Source organism: Tenacibaculum sp. TB-56, assembly GCF_059716275.2.
In genome coordinates this window covers 1869310-1882963 of record NZ_CM201367.1, presented here as the reverse complement: position 1 = coordinate 1882963, position 13654 = coordinate 1869310, and the positions used below count along the sequence as shown (strand labels likewise).

General features: G+C 31.4%; 17 protein-coding genes. 15 read left to right on the top strand and 2 right to left on the bottom strand.

Features of this window, described 5'->3' with window-relative positions; all coding sequences use genetic code 11:
* Nucleotides 1-35: 35 nt before the first annotated feature.
* The 6 genes from AC3VI6_RS09115 (at nt 36) to AC3VI6_RS09090 (ending at nt 4189) form a co-directional block, all read left to right on the top strand.
* Nucleotides 36-932, top strand: coding sequence for a nucleotidyltransferase domain-containing protein (locus AC3VI6_RS09115; protein WP_497705940.1), 897 nt, complete (start codon nt 36-38; stop codon nt 930-932).
* A gap of 163 nt (nt 933-1095) precedes the next feature.
* Nucleotides 1096-1536 (top strand): Cap15 family cyclic dinucleotide receptor domain-containing protein, encoded by a 441-nt coding sequence (locus AC3VI6_RS09110; RefSeq protein ID WP_497705939.1) that lies wholly within the window; start codon nt 1096-1098, stop codon nt 1534-1536.
* A gap of 130 nt (nt 1537-1666) precedes the next feature.
* Nucleotides 1667-2281: a hypothetical protein gene (locus tag AC3VI6_RS09105; RefSeq protein WP_497705938.1), complete on the top strand. Its 615-nt coding sequence runs from the start codon at nt 1667-1669 to the stop codon at nt 2279-2281.
* Nucleotides 2282-2508: 227 nt separating this feature from the next.
* Nucleotides 2509-3024, top strand: coding sequence for a ClbS/DfsB family four-helix bundle protein (locus tag AC3VI6_RS09100; RefSeq protein WP_068483076.1), 516 nt, complete (start codon nt 2509-2511; stop codon nt 3022-3024).
* A gap of 1 nt (nt 3025) precedes the next feature.
* On the top strand, nt 3026-3418 hold the full coding sequence (locus AC3VI6_RS09095; RefSeq protein ID WP_068483073.1) for a VOC family protein: 393 nt from the start codon (nt 3026-3028) through the stop codon (nt 3416-3418).
* Between the two features lie 225 nt (nt 3419-3643).
* Entirely contained in the window at nt 3644-4189 is a 546-nt protein-coding gene (locus tag AC3VI6_RS09090; RefSeq protein ID WP_147862357.1) for a DUF7010 family protein, read from the top strand.
* Nucleotides 4190-4243: 54 nt separating this feature from the next.
* Here the strand turns inward: AC3VI6_RS09090 and AC3VI6_RS09085 are convergent, their stop codons facing one another.
* Nucleotides 4244-5209 carry an IS110 family RNA-guided transposase gene (locus AC3VI6_RS09085; RefSeq protein ID WP_497705913.1) on the bottom strand — a complete coding sequence of 322 codons (966 nt, stop codon included), beginning with the start codon at nt 5207-5209 and terminating at the stop codon, nt 4244-4246.
* A 359-nt stretch (nt 5210-5568) separates the two neighbouring features.
* On the opposite strand from AC3VI6_RS09085, the gene AC3VI6_RS09080 reads away from it, so the two are divergent.
* The 7 genes from AC3VI6_RS09080 (at nt 5569) to AC3VI6_RS09050 (ending at nt 10068) form a co-directional block, all read left to right on the top strand.
* Nucleotides 5569-6084, top strand: a complete 516-nt coding sequence (locus AC3VI6_RS09080) for a ClbS/DfsB family four-helix bundle protein (RefSeq protein ID WP_068483076.1) — start codon at nt 5569-5571, stop codon at nt 6082-6084.
* Nucleotide 6085: 1 nt separating this feature from the next.
* On the top strand, nt 6086-6478 hold the full coding sequence (locus tag AC3VI6_RS09075) for a VOC family protein (RefSeq protein WP_068483073.1): 393 nt from the start codon (nt 6086-6088) through the stop codon (nt 6476-6478).
* 150 nt (nt 6479-6628) lie between these two features.
* Entirely contained in the window at nt 6629-7381 is a 753-nt protein-coding gene (locus AC3VI6_RS09070) for a hypothetical protein (protein ID WP_497705937.1), read from the top strand.
* 138 nt (nt 7382-7519) lie between these two features.
* Nucleotides 7520-7843: a hypothetical protein gene (locus tag AC3VI6_RS09065; protein ID WP_497705936.1), complete on the top strand. Its 324-nt coding sequence runs from the start codon at nt 7520-7522 to the stop codon at nt 7841-7843.
* 1 nt (nt 7844) lies between these two features.
* On the top strand, nt 7845-8255 hold the full coding sequence (locus AC3VI6_RS09060; protein ID WP_497705935.1) for a hypothetical protein: 411 nt from the start codon (nt 7845-7847) through the stop codon (nt 8253-8255).
* 475 nt (nt 8256-8730) lie between these two features.
* Nucleotides 8731-9306, top strand: coding sequence for a hypothetical protein (locus AC3VI6_RS09055; protein WP_497705934.1), 576 nt, complete (start codon nt 8731-8733; stop codon nt 9304-9306).
* Between the two features lie 216 nt (nt 9307-9522).
* Nucleotides 9523-10068, top strand: a complete 546-nt coding sequence (locus AC3VI6_RS09050) for a DUF7010 family protein (RefSeq protein ID WP_147862357.1) — start codon at nt 9523-9525, stop codon at nt 10066-10068.
* Between the two features lie 54 nt (nt 10069-10122).
* On the opposite strand, the gene AC3VI6_RS09045 is transcribed toward AC3VI6_RS09050, so the two are convergent.
* The gene (locus tag AC3VI6_RS09045; protein ID WP_497705913.1) at nt 10123-11088 is read right to left on the bottom strand and encodes an IS110 family RNA-guided transposase; all 966 of its coding nucleotides are present in this window, start codon (nt 11086-11088) and stop codon (nt 10123-10125) included.
* 397 nt (nt 11089-11485) lie between these two features.
* On the opposite strand from AC3VI6_RS09045, the gene AC3VI6_RS09040 reads away from it, so the two are divergent.
* Together AC3VI6_RS09040 and AC3VI6_RS09035 are read left to right on the top strand one after the other, a co-directional pair.
* Entirely contained in the window at nt 11486-12529 is a 1044-nt protein-coding gene (locus AC3VI6_RS09040; RefSeq protein WP_497705405.1) for a DUF4932 domain-containing protein, read from the top strand.
* Nucleotides 12530-12686: 157 nt separating this feature from the next.
* Nucleotides 12687-13220 carry a hypothetical protein gene (locus tag AC3VI6_RS09035; RefSeq protein ID WP_520436163.1) on the top strand — a complete coding sequence of 178 codons (534 nt, stop codon included), beginning with the start codon at nt 12687-12689 and terminating at the stop codon, nt 13218-13220.
* Nucleotides 13221-13654: the final 434 nt, after the last annotated feature.

Genomic DNA, 13654 nt, shown 5'->3' with positions numbered 1-13654 from the left:
ACACGTTAGGCAACATTTAAGAAACGACATAACTAATGGCCAAATACAACGAACAAACTTTAACAAATTGGACAAAGCCACCAAGTGATACTGAACAGAGCAAACTTGAGCGGTCTGAAAGAATGGTTAGAGAAGCAATAAGTTCGGATGAAACTCTTAAATCCAAAAGTACAGAAACTTTTGGTCAAGGTTCTTATGCAAATAACACAAATGTTAGGCTTAATAGCGACATTGACATAAATGTTAGATATACAGGTGGATTCTATTTCAATTTGCCAGCGGAAACTGAAGAAAAAGATGTTGGAATTGATTCTTTACCACCTACAGGATATTCTTACTCTGAATTTAAAAATGATGTGGAAAATGCACTTGTAGCAAAATTTGGTCGAAGCGATGTAATTCGAAAAGACAAGTGTATAACTATAATTGGTAATACGAGTAGAATTGAGACGGATGTTGTTCCAACTTGGAATTACCGCAGATATTCTAAAGATGGAAGTTATGTGCTTGGTGCTAAATTTTGGTCAGACTCTTCAAAAGCCGTTATCAACTACCCAAAGCAACATATTGAAAATGGAATCGCCAAAAACAGTAATACTTATCGAAGATTCAAAAGATTAACACGTTTGCATAGAAAACTTCGTTATAAAATGCTCGAAGATGGTGAAACGGTAAGTGACAATATCACCTCATTTCTATTAGAATGTTTAGTTTGGAATGTTCCAAATAGAATAATGAATAATTATGATACTTGGACTGAAAGATTAAAGCAATCAATAATCTATCTATACGAGAACACAAAAGAAGATGATAGTTGTAATGAATGGGGAGAAGTTTCGGAATTGCTTTATCTGATTCGACCGAGTAGAAAATGGTCAAGAAAGGATATTAATGAATATATGGTTCAACTTTGGAATTATTTAGAGTTTTAATATGGTAAAACACAACATAAGAATATTTGCATTTGCGATAATTGGATTAGCTTTCTTCGTTTACGCCATAATTTTTCTTATCACCCAAAACTTGGATAGTATTGATTTTCATAAAGCACTGACACATATTTCGACTACAATATCTATAAATATAATTCTATGGATGATTTTTATTTTTTGGGCTTGGAAATGGAAAGTGTTTTATCCTTGGTTAGTGCAAACACCAGATTTGTCAGGAAAATGGAAAGGAAAGATTAAGTCAAATTTTGACAAAGAGAACTCTAAACCAATCTCAACTGAAATTGATATTAAACAAGACTTTTTCAACATCATCGTGAAAATCAAAACTGATGAAAGTTCAAGTCACAGTATTAGTTCATCATTTAATATAGATAAGGATAGAGGTTATCAACAACTATTCTATTCATATTTGAACACACCTAAAGCAGGAATTAGAGACAGAAGTGCCATACATTATGGTTCGGTGTTACTTAATTTCGATGGCTTTAAAGTTTCCAAGATGTCTGGAGAATACTGGACTTCGAGAGAAACTACTGGTGAAATTGAACTAAAAAGAAAAAAGATAAATAAAAACGTTGCCTAACAATGGCTATAAGTAATTGCTTGTTCTCGCCTACTTCTGAAAATCCTCGCGGATTTTCAGTTTGGTGCATACTTGCAAAGTTAAGTGCTAAACCACGCAACTACTCATAGCCGAGACCGTTGTGCATAATATGAGAAAAACACTAATATTGATACTTGGAGTTACGATTTTACAACTGAATTTCTCTTGTAAATCTCAATATTCTAAAACTGAATTAAAAAACAACTTTTCGACTGAACAAATCTCTGACTTAAATAAAATAACAGACTTTTTTAAAAACCAAATCTGTGAAAATAAGAAGTCGGATTTTAAAACTTGCTTTTCTAAAATATTACCTGAATTATTAGAAAATGGTTGGCAACCGATTTTAGAAAAAGTGGACTTTGAACAGCAAAAAGAACTTTATAATTCTATTTCCAAATCTACATTTAACGAAATATGGGAATTCGGAAAAGCGACTTACCCAGATACTGGATTGGAATTAAAAAGTTTAGGTTCAAAATACAATGGAAAATATCAAAAATATTTGACTGAACTTGGAAAAAACAATGTAGAAATTAAAAAATATGCTGATAGACTTATCGCTGCTGGAGATTTCGAATCAATGGGCTTATTACAACGAAAGATTTACAGAAACCCTAAAGAATTTGATTTAGACAATCCAAATATTCAATTATTAATTGCTGTTCATTACTTAACACAAAATGACCAACAAAAAAGAATTGACAAATGGAAATCGGAATAAAAATACTATGCACAACACTGTATATAGCTCATAGCTTGGTAGTTGCTTAATCGAAGTTAAGGCATTTTTGGAAAGTCGCCAAATTTTTAAATTTGACGATTTCCAATAAAAAAGATAAATAGTAAAATTTAAAAATCTGGCTTGTGCTCAATCCGAAAATAATAGCTAATTTACACGCTACGAGCCATATACAAAACCGTTGTGCGTCATATAACCAAAACCAACAAATGGCAATTCCAAAAAACAAAGAAGAATTGATTTTTGAAATCAAAAACAACTATTCCAAACTGAAAAAGGACTTGGAAACTATTCCAACGGAATTAACCAAAGAAAAAGAACTCGATGGACACGCCAAAGAAACGAAAATGAGTATTTCCGATTTGGTTGCTTATCTCATTGGCTGGGGAGAATTGGTATTAAAATGGAATCACAAAAAAGAAAACGGAGAAAAAGTTGATTTTCCCGAAACAGGGTATAAATGGAATGAATTGGGGAAACTTGCACAAAAATTCTATTCAGATTATGAAAATCTTGACTATTCCGATTTGCTGAATAAATTAGACCAAACCGTAGATAAAATCCTCAAGTTGATTGAAAGTAATACGAACAAAGAACTTTATGAAAATGCTTGGTACGACAAATGGACAAAAGGAAAAATGATACAGTTCAACACTTCTTCACCGTATAAAAACGCCAGAAGTAGAGTGCGAAAATGGAAAAAAACTTTAAAAACAATAAATTAATATGCAATACGCTTACACGATAATTTACGTTGAAAACGTAGTCGAAACGATTGAATTTTATAAAAGAGCATTTGGCTTTGAAAAGAAATTTGTAACGCCTGAAAACGACTACGGAGAATTGATTTCAGGAGAAACAACAATCGCCTTTGCTTCTTTTGAACTTGGAATTTCAAATTTCAAGAAAGGATTTGAAAAAATAGATAAGTCAAAAAAGCCGTTCGGAGTAGAAATGGCATTTACAACAGAAAATATCGAAACGGATTTTAAGAAAGCGATTGATGCAGGTGCAACTGAATTTGAACCACTTGTAGAAAAACCCTGGGGACAGAAAGTGGGGTATGTTTTAGATAATAATGGATTTTTAATTGAAATTTGTACACCTATAAAGAACTAAAAATACGAACGCACAACAATGGCTATAAGCAATTGGGACTAAAGTGATAAAACGAAAGTATAAACATAAAACAAAGGTCAGTGCTAAACCGAAAAGTTAGGGCATAAAATCCCCAACTACTCATAGCCGAAACCGTTGTGGTGCATTTAAAAACTGACATTTGCGAAAACATTGAGGTTTGAAAAATCATAAAATCTATAAGAAAAAAACTAACTGAATTAACCAATGAACAACAGAACACTTGAACAACAGCGGATTGAATTTATCAATCAAAAATTTCTTGCTACACCATTAGCTGGTTTGATTATATGGACTATAATTGGATTAATCGGAATCTTTTTTTCTGACTTTATAGCAGTTTGGTCAATTTTTATTGGAACCGGAAGTATTGTATATCTAGGTCTGCTTCTCTCAAAATTCACAGGTGAAAATTTCCTAGATAAAAGTAAACCGAAAAACGAATTCGACACTCTTTTTCTTTTTACGGCTGGACAAGCGATACTTGTCTATTCAATTGCAATACCATTTTTTCTGGTTGACTATTCTTCTCTTCCAATGACTGTAGGAATTCTGACTGGATTAATGTGGTTGCCATTTTCTTGGATTATAAAACATTGGGTTGGAATTTTTCACACCTTGACTAGAATCATTACAGTTCTAACTCTTTGGTATCTTTTACCCGAATATAGGTTTATAGCTATTCCTTTTGCAATTGTTTTAATTTATGTCATTACATTAATAATCTTAAAAAACAGAAAGAAAACTGAATAAAAACGACACCACAACAAAGAACTGAGGTAAAAAACAAGTAAATTTTATACTTTTTTAAACCAAAGTACTTTTATAATTTGCATCATAAGGCAAACCACTTTTTACTATTGCAAAAGCTTGTTTTAGTAGCTTATTACACACCGCTATTAAAGCAAGTTTTTTACTCTTACCCTTAGCTACAATTCGGTCATAAAGTTCTCTACATGTTTTGTTGTATTTACAAGCATTAAAACTACACATAAACAATAAATTTCTAAGCTTTGGATTACCCATTTTACTTATTCGAGGTCTTCCTTTTATACTACTGCCTGACTCTCTAATAACAGGAGTTATACCTGCGTAACTGCACAGCTCCTTTGCCGAAGTAAAGCGCTTAAATCCATCGGTAAAAACTAATAACATTAATGCTGTTTTACCCCCTATTCCTGGAATTGACTTTAATAAAGTCAATTCTTCTTGATAGCTCTTTTTTACATTCTCTAGCAACAAATCTTCTAATTTAACCATCTCTTTTTGTATATTTTTTAGTTGCCTTTTTAAGGAACTAACTACCAATTTTGATGGAGTTCCTAATACTGATTCGCCATGAAGCTTATTCTTTAATTGAGTAGATTGTTTCGTATAAACACTCAACAAACGTACTATTTGTAAACATTCTTGTTGTTCCTTGCTTTCTCCTTTCCATATAGAAGGGGCTTGACTTACACCATAATTATATAGCTGCTTTGCATCACTCTTATCCGTCTTTACTTTTGATAAATTCATTTGAATAAAACGTTTTATCTTCAACGGATTTTCTACTGATACCAAAACTCCTTTTTCTGTTAAAAAATAAGCTAATCGTACATGATAATACCCTGTGGCTTCCATTATACAATGAGTTAAATCACTTGTGATTAACAACAGCTCTTTAAAGCCTGATGAATCATTTTTAAACTGATACCAATTACCTTGATAATCATACACATCTAAAACATCTTTACTTACATCGATTCCTAAAAATTGTTTATTTTTACTCATAAGAAAAAAGGATTGGAAAGAAAAATAACTACTATCAATTCAACAACTTGAAATCGAGATCTTGGTCTCACAGAACTGAACGAATTTAAAGTAGTAAAGCGTAGGGATTATCAATGTTGACGAAATCTAGGTTTCAACGTATATCATAACCTTACTCTACGCTTTTTTCTTTCTGGTTTTTATTACTAAAGTTAAACAATTGCTAACTTAAGATGTATAACCGCAATTACGGCGGATTCGACTACGTCCGAATCCACTCGGAATTGCTAAAGTCAGTGCCAAACCGAAAATTATTAACTTTAATCCCGTAACTGACGGTTATACGAGACCGTTGTGCGTCATATAACCAAAACCAACAAATGGCAATTCCAAAAAACAAAGAAGAATTGATTTTTGAAATCAAAAACAACTATTCCAAACTGAAAAAGGACTTGGAAACTATTCCAACGGAATTAACCAAAGAAAAAGAACTCGATGGACACGCCAAAGAAACGAAAATGAGTATTTCCGATTTGGTTGCTTATCTCATTGGCTGGGGAGAATTGGTATTAAAATGGAATCACAAAAAAGAAAACGGAGAAAAAGTTGATTTTCCCGAAACAGGGTATAAATGGAATGAATTGGGGAAACTTGCACAAAAATTCTATTCAGATTATGAAAATCTTGACTATTCCGATTTGCTGAATAAATTAGACCAAACCGTAGATAAAATCCTCAAGTTGATTGAAAGTAATACGAACAAAGAACTTTATGAAAATGCTTGGTACGACAAATGGACAAAAGGAAAAATGATACAGTTCAACACTTCTTCACCGTATAAAAACGCCAGAAGTAGAGTGCGAAAATGGAAAAAAACTTTAAAAACAATAAATTAATATGCAATACGCTTACACGATAATTTACGTTGAAAACGTAGTCGAAACGATTGAATTTTATAAAAGAGCATTTGGCTTTGAAAAGAAATTTGTAACGCCTGAAAACGACTACGGAGAATTGATTTCAGGAGAAACAACAATCGCCTTTGCTTCTTTTGAACTTGGAATTTCAAATTTCAAGAAAGGATTTGAAAAAATAGATAAGTCAAAAAAGCCGTTCGGAGTAGAAATGGCATTTACAACAGAAAATATCGAAACGGATTTTAAGAAAGCGATTGATGCAGGTGCAACTGAATTTGAACCACTTGTAGAAAAACCCTGGGGACAGAAAGTGGGGTATGTTTTAGATAATAATGGATTTTTAATTGAAATTTGTACACCTATAAAGAACTAAAAATACGAACGCACAACAATGGCTATAAGCAATTGGGACTAAAGTGATAAAACGAAAGTATAAACATAAAACAAAGGTCAGTGCTAAACCGAAAAGTTAGGGCATAAAATCCCCAACTACTCATAGCCGAAACCGTTAGCTACAAGGCGAATGAAGAACTTCAAAAAAACATCTTTTCTATCTTTAACATTAGGTTGGATTGGACTAATTATAACTCATATAATTTGGTCGAATTTAAGATATGAAAATGCTTCTGGAGGAGATACTGGAGTCGTTTTATTTTGGGCATCTTTTTTTCTTTTAATCTTTTATGGACTTTTCATATTAATTCCACAAAAAAGAATTGTAAAACTGACTGAAAAACTGACTTTAACTTCATTTACTCTTCTTTCTGGAATTTATGCATTAATAGGTTTTATTATTCTTATTGGTTGGATATTTTTAATGTCCGACAATTTCTACGGAGTATTTTTAGATGCTATTGTTTTTGGACTAATTTTCGGACTGACTTTTCATCTGATTTGGAACAAAAAACGGAACGAATTAAAACAGAAACATTTGATTCCTATTCTGACTTTACCATTTTTTTTCCTTTTCATTTATTTGTTTGTTTTCCCAAAACTATTACCATCTATTGCATACAATGTTGTTCCTCAATATGTGAGACACGACATATTAAAAAATACAATTCCAAAATTTAAAGTCGGAGACGAATTAACCGAATTACAAAAAGCGTTACCAGGCGAATTTGAATTTGACGATTGTTATGGGAATAGTGGTGCGATGTTGGAAAACTTCCAATATGTAATCGAAGTGAATTGTTGTAAAATAGTAAGAATTGAATATGGACCAAGACAAAAAACGGGTTATACGATGGGCGGAAAAAGAAAGCCCTGTAGCTAACACCGTATAAAATTAATTGCTAATGCAAGCCTACTTACGAAAATCCTCGCGGATTTTCTATTCGGTTTGTATTTGCTAAATTAGGTGCTTAAACCACGCAACTAATCTTATACAAACACGTTACCTGCAAGCTGAAAAATGATAATAGGATATTTTGATTATTTAGTTATTGGAATTTTGATTTTCTTGAATATCAAATTCTGGAAAAAAGAAATTAGCGGAAAAACAGGATGTTTAGTTGGCGGAATTTTATTCGGATTTTTAATACCGCTTATTTCATTAATCATTGAAGTTCAGCGAGTGAAAATGACAATCGGAATTATGGACAGTTTCGAAGTTCTTTACACATATTTAAGGTTTCCAACTTATTGGATAATCGGAATAATTCAAACTGTAATTATTGGAGTAAAATTGAGTTTAAAAAAGGACGACCAAGAAATAGAAAACATTGGAAACGAATAATATGAAATTTTACAAACCTCTTTTTTCAATAATTGTAATTCTTATTCAACTAATTCTATCTGTAAAAGAATATTTTAAACTTCAGGAATGGAAAAAAGCAAATCCTGAACTTGACTCTCTAATAAATTTAAATATAACATACGATTCACTATTTCTATTTGTGTTCATAATCGGAATTTATGAAATGCTTACTAAACCGAGTTGGTTCAAAACAGTTATCCGAATATTTTTAGTGTGTATAATTTTAGGAACTGAATTTTCGGATTTTATTCCTATCGACCAATTTTATTACGGAGTTTATAATACAGCTTGGTTTTCAGCAGTAGTTGCTATTGTTCTGATTTTAGTCCGAATTGGAAAATATGGTTTCGGAAAAATAAATGATAGGAAACTGAATAAAGCCAGCAGGTAACACCGTGTATAATTAATGGCTAGTTATCGCCTACTTACGAAAATCCTCGCGGATTTTCTATTCGGTAATTATTTGCTAAATTAGGTGCTTAAACACGCCACTAATCATACACAAACACGTTGCCATTAATTTTAGAAGAACATTGTGAAAATTAAAGAAGAAGAAATAATAGAATCACTAAATCGGTCTGGATATTTTTTGGAGTCACGAGTATTGGAGGTTCTATCAAGTGATGGATATAAAAACTTTCCTAATCAAACCTATCCTGATAAAATTACTGGAAAATCGAGAGAAATAGACATTCTTTCAGATCGAACCAAGAATAACTGAACATTTAACTCTTAATCAATCTTTACAATTTGAATATCAATATAAACTCTTAATTGAGTGTATAAATAATGACCAACCTGTTGCATTTTTCAAAAGACCAGATAGAGACCCATATACGATTTTCGGAAAATTCTTTTATTCAAAAGTGGAAAGAGAATTAACTGAAAAGTATATGAATACAGGAAATACGCCAGATTTTCAATTCAATTCCTTTACGACCGAATCCAAAAAATTTCATTACAACCAACTAATAAAAAATACACAGTATTGTTCTTTTTCAAAAAAGAGAGGTCAAAAAAATGAATGGATGGCTTCGCATCCTGATGGATTGCACGATACTTTAAATAAATTAGTAGATTATTCAGAACATAAAAATGATGGCTATGAAGAATGGATGAAAGAGACTTCTGCTTGGAGTAAACAAGTTTTTACAACTCTATTTTTTCCTGTGATAATTTTACAAAATGAATTGATTGAGGTAAGTGAAAATAATGGAAAAGTAAAAATTGAAAACAAAGACCATATAATTTTTGATTTCAATAAGTATTCAGACACCAAAAATGGTTTTTTAATAGATATAATTACAGAAAGTTATCTACCTGAATATTTAAGGAAAATTGAAAGTAGTGTAACGGAATTAAAAAACTCGATGATAGAGTTTTATAAGGGTAAAGAAATTGTCGAAATTGAATATCCGAAAATAACGTTGAAAAAAAACTAATGGCAACACCGTATAAAATTAATTGCTAGTTCTAGCCTACTTACGAAAGTCCTCTCGGACTTTCTATCCGTGATTTATTTGCTAACTTTAGTGCTTAAAACACGCAACTAATCTTATACAAACACGTTGTGGTGCATTTAAAAACTGACATTTGCGAAAACATTGAGGTTTGAAAAATCATAAAATCTATAAGAAAAAAACTAACTGAATTAACCAATGAACAACAGAACACTTGAACAACAGCGGATTGAATTTATCAATCAAAAATTTCTTGCTACACCATTAGCTGGTTTGATTATATGGACTATAATTGGATTAATCGGAATCTTTTTTTCTGACTTTATAGCAGTTTGGTCAATTTTTATTGGAACCGGAAGTATTGTATATCTAGGTCTGCTTCTCTCAAAATTCACAGGTGAAAATTTCCTAGATAAAAGTAAACCGAAAAACGAATTCGACACTCTTTTTCTTTTTACGGCTGGACAAGCGATACTTGTCTATTCAATTGCAATACCATTTTTTCTGGTTGACTATTCTTCTCTTCCAATGACTGTAGGAATTCTGACTGGATTAATGTGGTTGCCATTTTCTTGGATTATAAAACATTGGGTTGGAATTTTTCACACCTTGACTAGAATCATTACAGTTCTAACTCTTTGGTATCTTTTACCCGAATATAGGTTTATAGCTATTCCTTTTGCAATTGTTTTAATTTATGTCATTACATTAATAATCTTAAAAAACAGAAAGAAAACTGAATAAAAACGACACCACAACAAAGAACTGAGGTAAAAAACAAGTAAATTTTATACTTTTTTAAACCAAAGTACTTTTATAATTTGCATCATAAGGCAAACCACTTTTTACTATTGCAAAAGCTTGTTTTAGTAGCTTATTACACACCGCTATTAAAGCAAGTTTTTTACTCTTACCCTTAGCTACAATTCGGTCATAAAGTTCTCTACATGTTTTGTTGTATTTACAAGCATTAAAACTACACATAAACAATAAATTTCTAAGCTTTGGATTACCCATTTTACTTATTCGAGGTCTTCCTTTTATACTACTGCCTGACTCTCTAATAACAGGAGTTATACCTGCGTAACTGCACAGCTCCTTTGCCGAAGTAAAGCGCTTAAATCCATCGGTAAAAACTAATAACATTAATGCTGTTTTACCCCCTATTCCTGGAATTGACTTTAATAAAGTCAATTCTTCTTGATAGCTCTTTTTTACATTCTCTAGCAACAAATCTTCTAATTTAACCATCTCTTTTTGTATATTTTTTAGTTGCCTTTTTAAGGAACTAACTACCAATTTTGATGGAGTTCCTAATACTGATTCGCCATGAAGCTTATTCTTTAATTGAGTAGATTGTTTCGTATAAACACTCAACAAACGTACTATTTGTAAACATTCTTGTTGTTCCTTGCTTTCTCCTTTCCATATAGAAGGGGCTTGACTTACACCATAATTATATAGCTGCTTTGCATCACTCTTATCCGTCTTTACTTTTGATAAATTCATTTGAATAAAACGTTTTATCTTCAACGGATTTTCTACTGATACCAAAACTCCTTTTTCTGTTAAAAAATAAGCTAATCGTACATGATAATACCCTGTGGCTTCCATTATACAATGAGTTAAATCACTTGTGATTAACAACAGCTCTTTAAAGCCTGATGAATCATTTTTAAACTGATACCAATTACCTTGATAATCATACACATCTAAAACATCTTTACTTACATCGATTCCTAAAAATTGTTTATTTTTACTCATAAGAAAAAAGGATTGGAAAGAAAAATAACTACTATCAATTCAACAACTTGAAATCGAGATCTTGGTCTCACAGAACTGAACGAATTTAAAGTAGTAAAGCGTAGGGATTATCAATGTTGACGAAATCTAGGTTTCAACGTATATCATAACCTTACTCTACGCTTTTTTCTTTCTGGTTTTTATTACTAAAGTTAAACAATTGCTAACTTAAGATGTATAACCGCAATTACGGCGGATTCGACTACGTCCGAATCCACTCGGAATTGCTAAAGTCAGTGCCAAACCGAAAATTAACGCATATTAATCCGTAACTGACGGTTATACGAGACCGTTGCCAGTAATTTGAGAAACTGTAACTATTTGAAACAAAATTAGTCTTTATTTGAAAACACAATTAATGAAAAAAACTATTTTACTAATTCTACTTTTAGCTTCATTAAAAAGTATCGGACAAAAATCAGAATTAAACATTACAATTGACGAAAGGATTGAGACAATCTATTCAATAGCATTTTTAGACAATTACTTTTTAGTTAGTAATCACGATAATCTTTATAAATCAAAGTTGAGAAAAAAACTCGATGCTCTGAAGAATCATAAAGCAGTGGTTTTATTTGACACATTATCTAAAAAACACGGATTTAATTTTTATAAAGTTACTGACTGGGCTTTACAGTTCGGAAAATTTCCTGAATTAAATAAAGTGAGAGAAGTAGCAGAACCATATCCTTTTATTGAAAGCGAAAGCGATTATCTTATTGAAAATTTCAAAAAAGAGTTTATTTCTTTCAATCAAGATTCATTATTTCAAGAATATTTAACTGAAATAAAACCATTGAATGAAAAGGTTATTAATCAAGTAAAAGAATCCAAATCTATTCAAGAGCTTCCAACATATTTAGAAAGTTATTACGGAACTGAATTGGGTTCATATAATTTAATTCTTTCACCATTAGTTCATTCAGGAGGTTTTAATGCGGAATTCGTAGAAAATGGAAAAAAAGAAGTTTATGCTATAATTGGACCAAATGGCGAAATTGAACATATTCCTTATTTTGAAAAGGAATTTCTTGAAATGGATTTGATTTTACACGAATTCGGTCATTCATTCGTAAATCCCTTAATGGTAAAATATCACAATGAAATAGAGAATCTTAAAGAAAAATATTATACTGAAAGTTTAAAGAAAACTGGAGAAAACGAGGGTTATAGCGAATGGAAATATGTTTTTAACGAACTTTTGATAAGAGCAACAACTATAAGAATAACAGAGAAAAATTTTGGAACAGAAAAAGCTAAAGAACTTTTAGATTATGAAAAATCTATTGGATTTTCATTGGTAGAAAATATCGTAGGAATTTTAAAAGAATATGAAAATAACAAAAATAAATATCCAAACTTTAATAAGTTTTATCCGATTTTAATTGAACGAATGAAATAAAAACTACTGGCAACACCGTGTATAATTAATTGCTTTGGTCGTTGCCTATTTGGAAAATTCCTTCGGAATTTTCTCGCGTTCGTTTTTGTTTACTAAATTAGTTGCTTAAACACGCAACTAACCATACACAAAACCGTTACCCAACATTTGAGCAAAAATGCACGCAAAACTGAAAAACATAATTCTGACTTTAACTCTAATTGGAATAGGATTAGGGATTTTCAGTTATAGTAAAATGTATGAGTTCTTTTATCACGAATTTTACTTTCCAGCAATATTGGCGATTTTATTAATCACGTTTATTTTTCTGCCAAAACATTTAAAGACAAAAAGCAAATTATTGAATTTAACTGCACTCGGAATTGGTATTTTATTTGTCACTCTGACAACTCAACTGACCTTGGACTATTTTGGAATGAAAAGGACTGAAAAAATATTGACTGAATATCACGAATTGGATTGTGAAAAAATAACTGACCGATTTGCAACTGATTTAGCTAATGATGAACTGAAATATTTTTCGAGCGGATTAGTCGGCTCGGGAAATTTGTCGGAAAATATAAAAGAATACGGAATAGAAAATTTTGACCTTGGATGTATGGTTTATGATAATCTGAATTGCTACAATCAACTCGTTAGCAAGCATCTAAAAAAAGAAAAAAACGTAACGATTAATGAACTTTACGAATAAAAAAAAACGTTGGGTAACAATGTATAACCGCAATTACGGCGGATTCGACTACGTCCGAATCCACTCGGAATTGCTAACGTCAGTGCTTAACCGAAAATCATTAACTTTAATTCCGTAACTGACGGTTATACGAGACCGTTAGCTTTAATGCTGGAGCAAGTTTGCGGTTTGAAAAAAGCCTGGTTTATTTTTCGATTTTTTTTTAGAATTTTAAGCCAGATAAATCAGAAAAACTGTGTGCGGAATTTCAAAATTTTTTGGAATTATCACTCAAACGTGAAATGAAAAACAACAGCGGAATTGCTCACTCAAACTCTGAATTGAATTACGCTTGACTTTTTAGCTTGTTTGCGCAATCGGAACCAGAAAAACAACGCTGGAATTGCGCACTCAAACCTGAATTAAAAAACGGTTGGAATTTGAGCAAGTTTTTG

Coding starts and splice junctions, on each gene's coding strand:
- AC3VI6_RS09115 (WP_497705940.1), top strand. CDS start 36: ATGGCCAAATACAACGAACAAACTTTAACAAATTGGACAAAGCCACCA.
- AC3VI6_RS09110 (WP_497705939.1), top strand. CDS start 1,096: ATGATTTTTATTTTTTGGGCTTGGAAATGGAAAGTGTTTTATCCTTGG.
- AC3VI6_RS09105 (WP_497705938.1), top strand. CDS start 1,667: ATGAGAAAAACACTAATATTGATACTTGGAGTTACGATTTTACAACTG.
- AC3VI6_RS09100 (WP_068483076.1), top strand. CDS start 2,509: ATGGCAATTCCAAAAAACAAAGAAGAATTGATTTTTGAAATCAAAAAC.
- AC3VI6_RS09095 (WP_068483073.1), top strand. CDS start 3,026: ATGCAATACGCTTACACGATAATTTACGTTGAAAACGTAGTCGAAACG.
- AC3VI6_RS09090 (WP_147862357.1), top strand. CDS start 3,644: ATGAACAACAGAACACTTGAACAACAGCGGATTGAATTTATCAATCAA.
- AC3VI6_RS09085 (WP_497705913.1), bottom strand. CDS start 5,209: ATGAGTAAAAATAAACAATTTTTAGGAATCGATGTAAGTAAAGATGTT.
- AC3VI6_RS09080 (WP_068483076.1), top strand. CDS start 5,569: ATGGCAATTCCAAAAAACAAAGAAGAATTGATTTTTGAAATCAAAAAC.
- AC3VI6_RS09075 (WP_068483073.1), top strand. CDS start 6,086: ATGCAATACGCTTACACGATAATTTACGTTGAAAACGTAGTCGAAACG.
- AC3VI6_RS09070 (WP_497705937.1), top strand. CDS start 6,629: ATGAAGAACTTCAAAAAAACATCTTTTCTATCTTTAACATTAGGTTGG.
- AC3VI6_RS09065 (WP_497705936.1), top strand. CDS start 7,520: ATGATAATAGGATATTTTGATTATTTAGTTATTGGAATTTTGATTTTC.
- AC3VI6_RS09060 (WP_497705935.1), top strand. CDS start 7,845: ATGAAATTTTACAAACCTCTTTTTTCAATAATTGTAATTCTTATTCAA.
- AC3VI6_RS09050 (WP_147862357.1), top strand. CDS start 9,523: ATGAACAACAGAACACTTGAACAACAGCGGATTGAATTTATCAATCAA.
- AC3VI6_RS09045 (WP_497705913.1), bottom strand. CDS start 11,088: ATGAGTAAAAATAAACAATTTTTAGGAATCGATGTAAGTAAAGATGTT.
- AC3VI6_RS09040 (WP_497705405.1), top strand. CDS start 11,486: ATGAAAAAAACTATTTTACTAATTCTACTTTTAGCTTCATTAAAAAGT.
- AC3VI6_RS09035 (WP_520436163.1), top strand. CDS start 12,687: ATGCACGCAAAACTGAAAAACATAATTCTGACTTTAACTCTAATTGGA.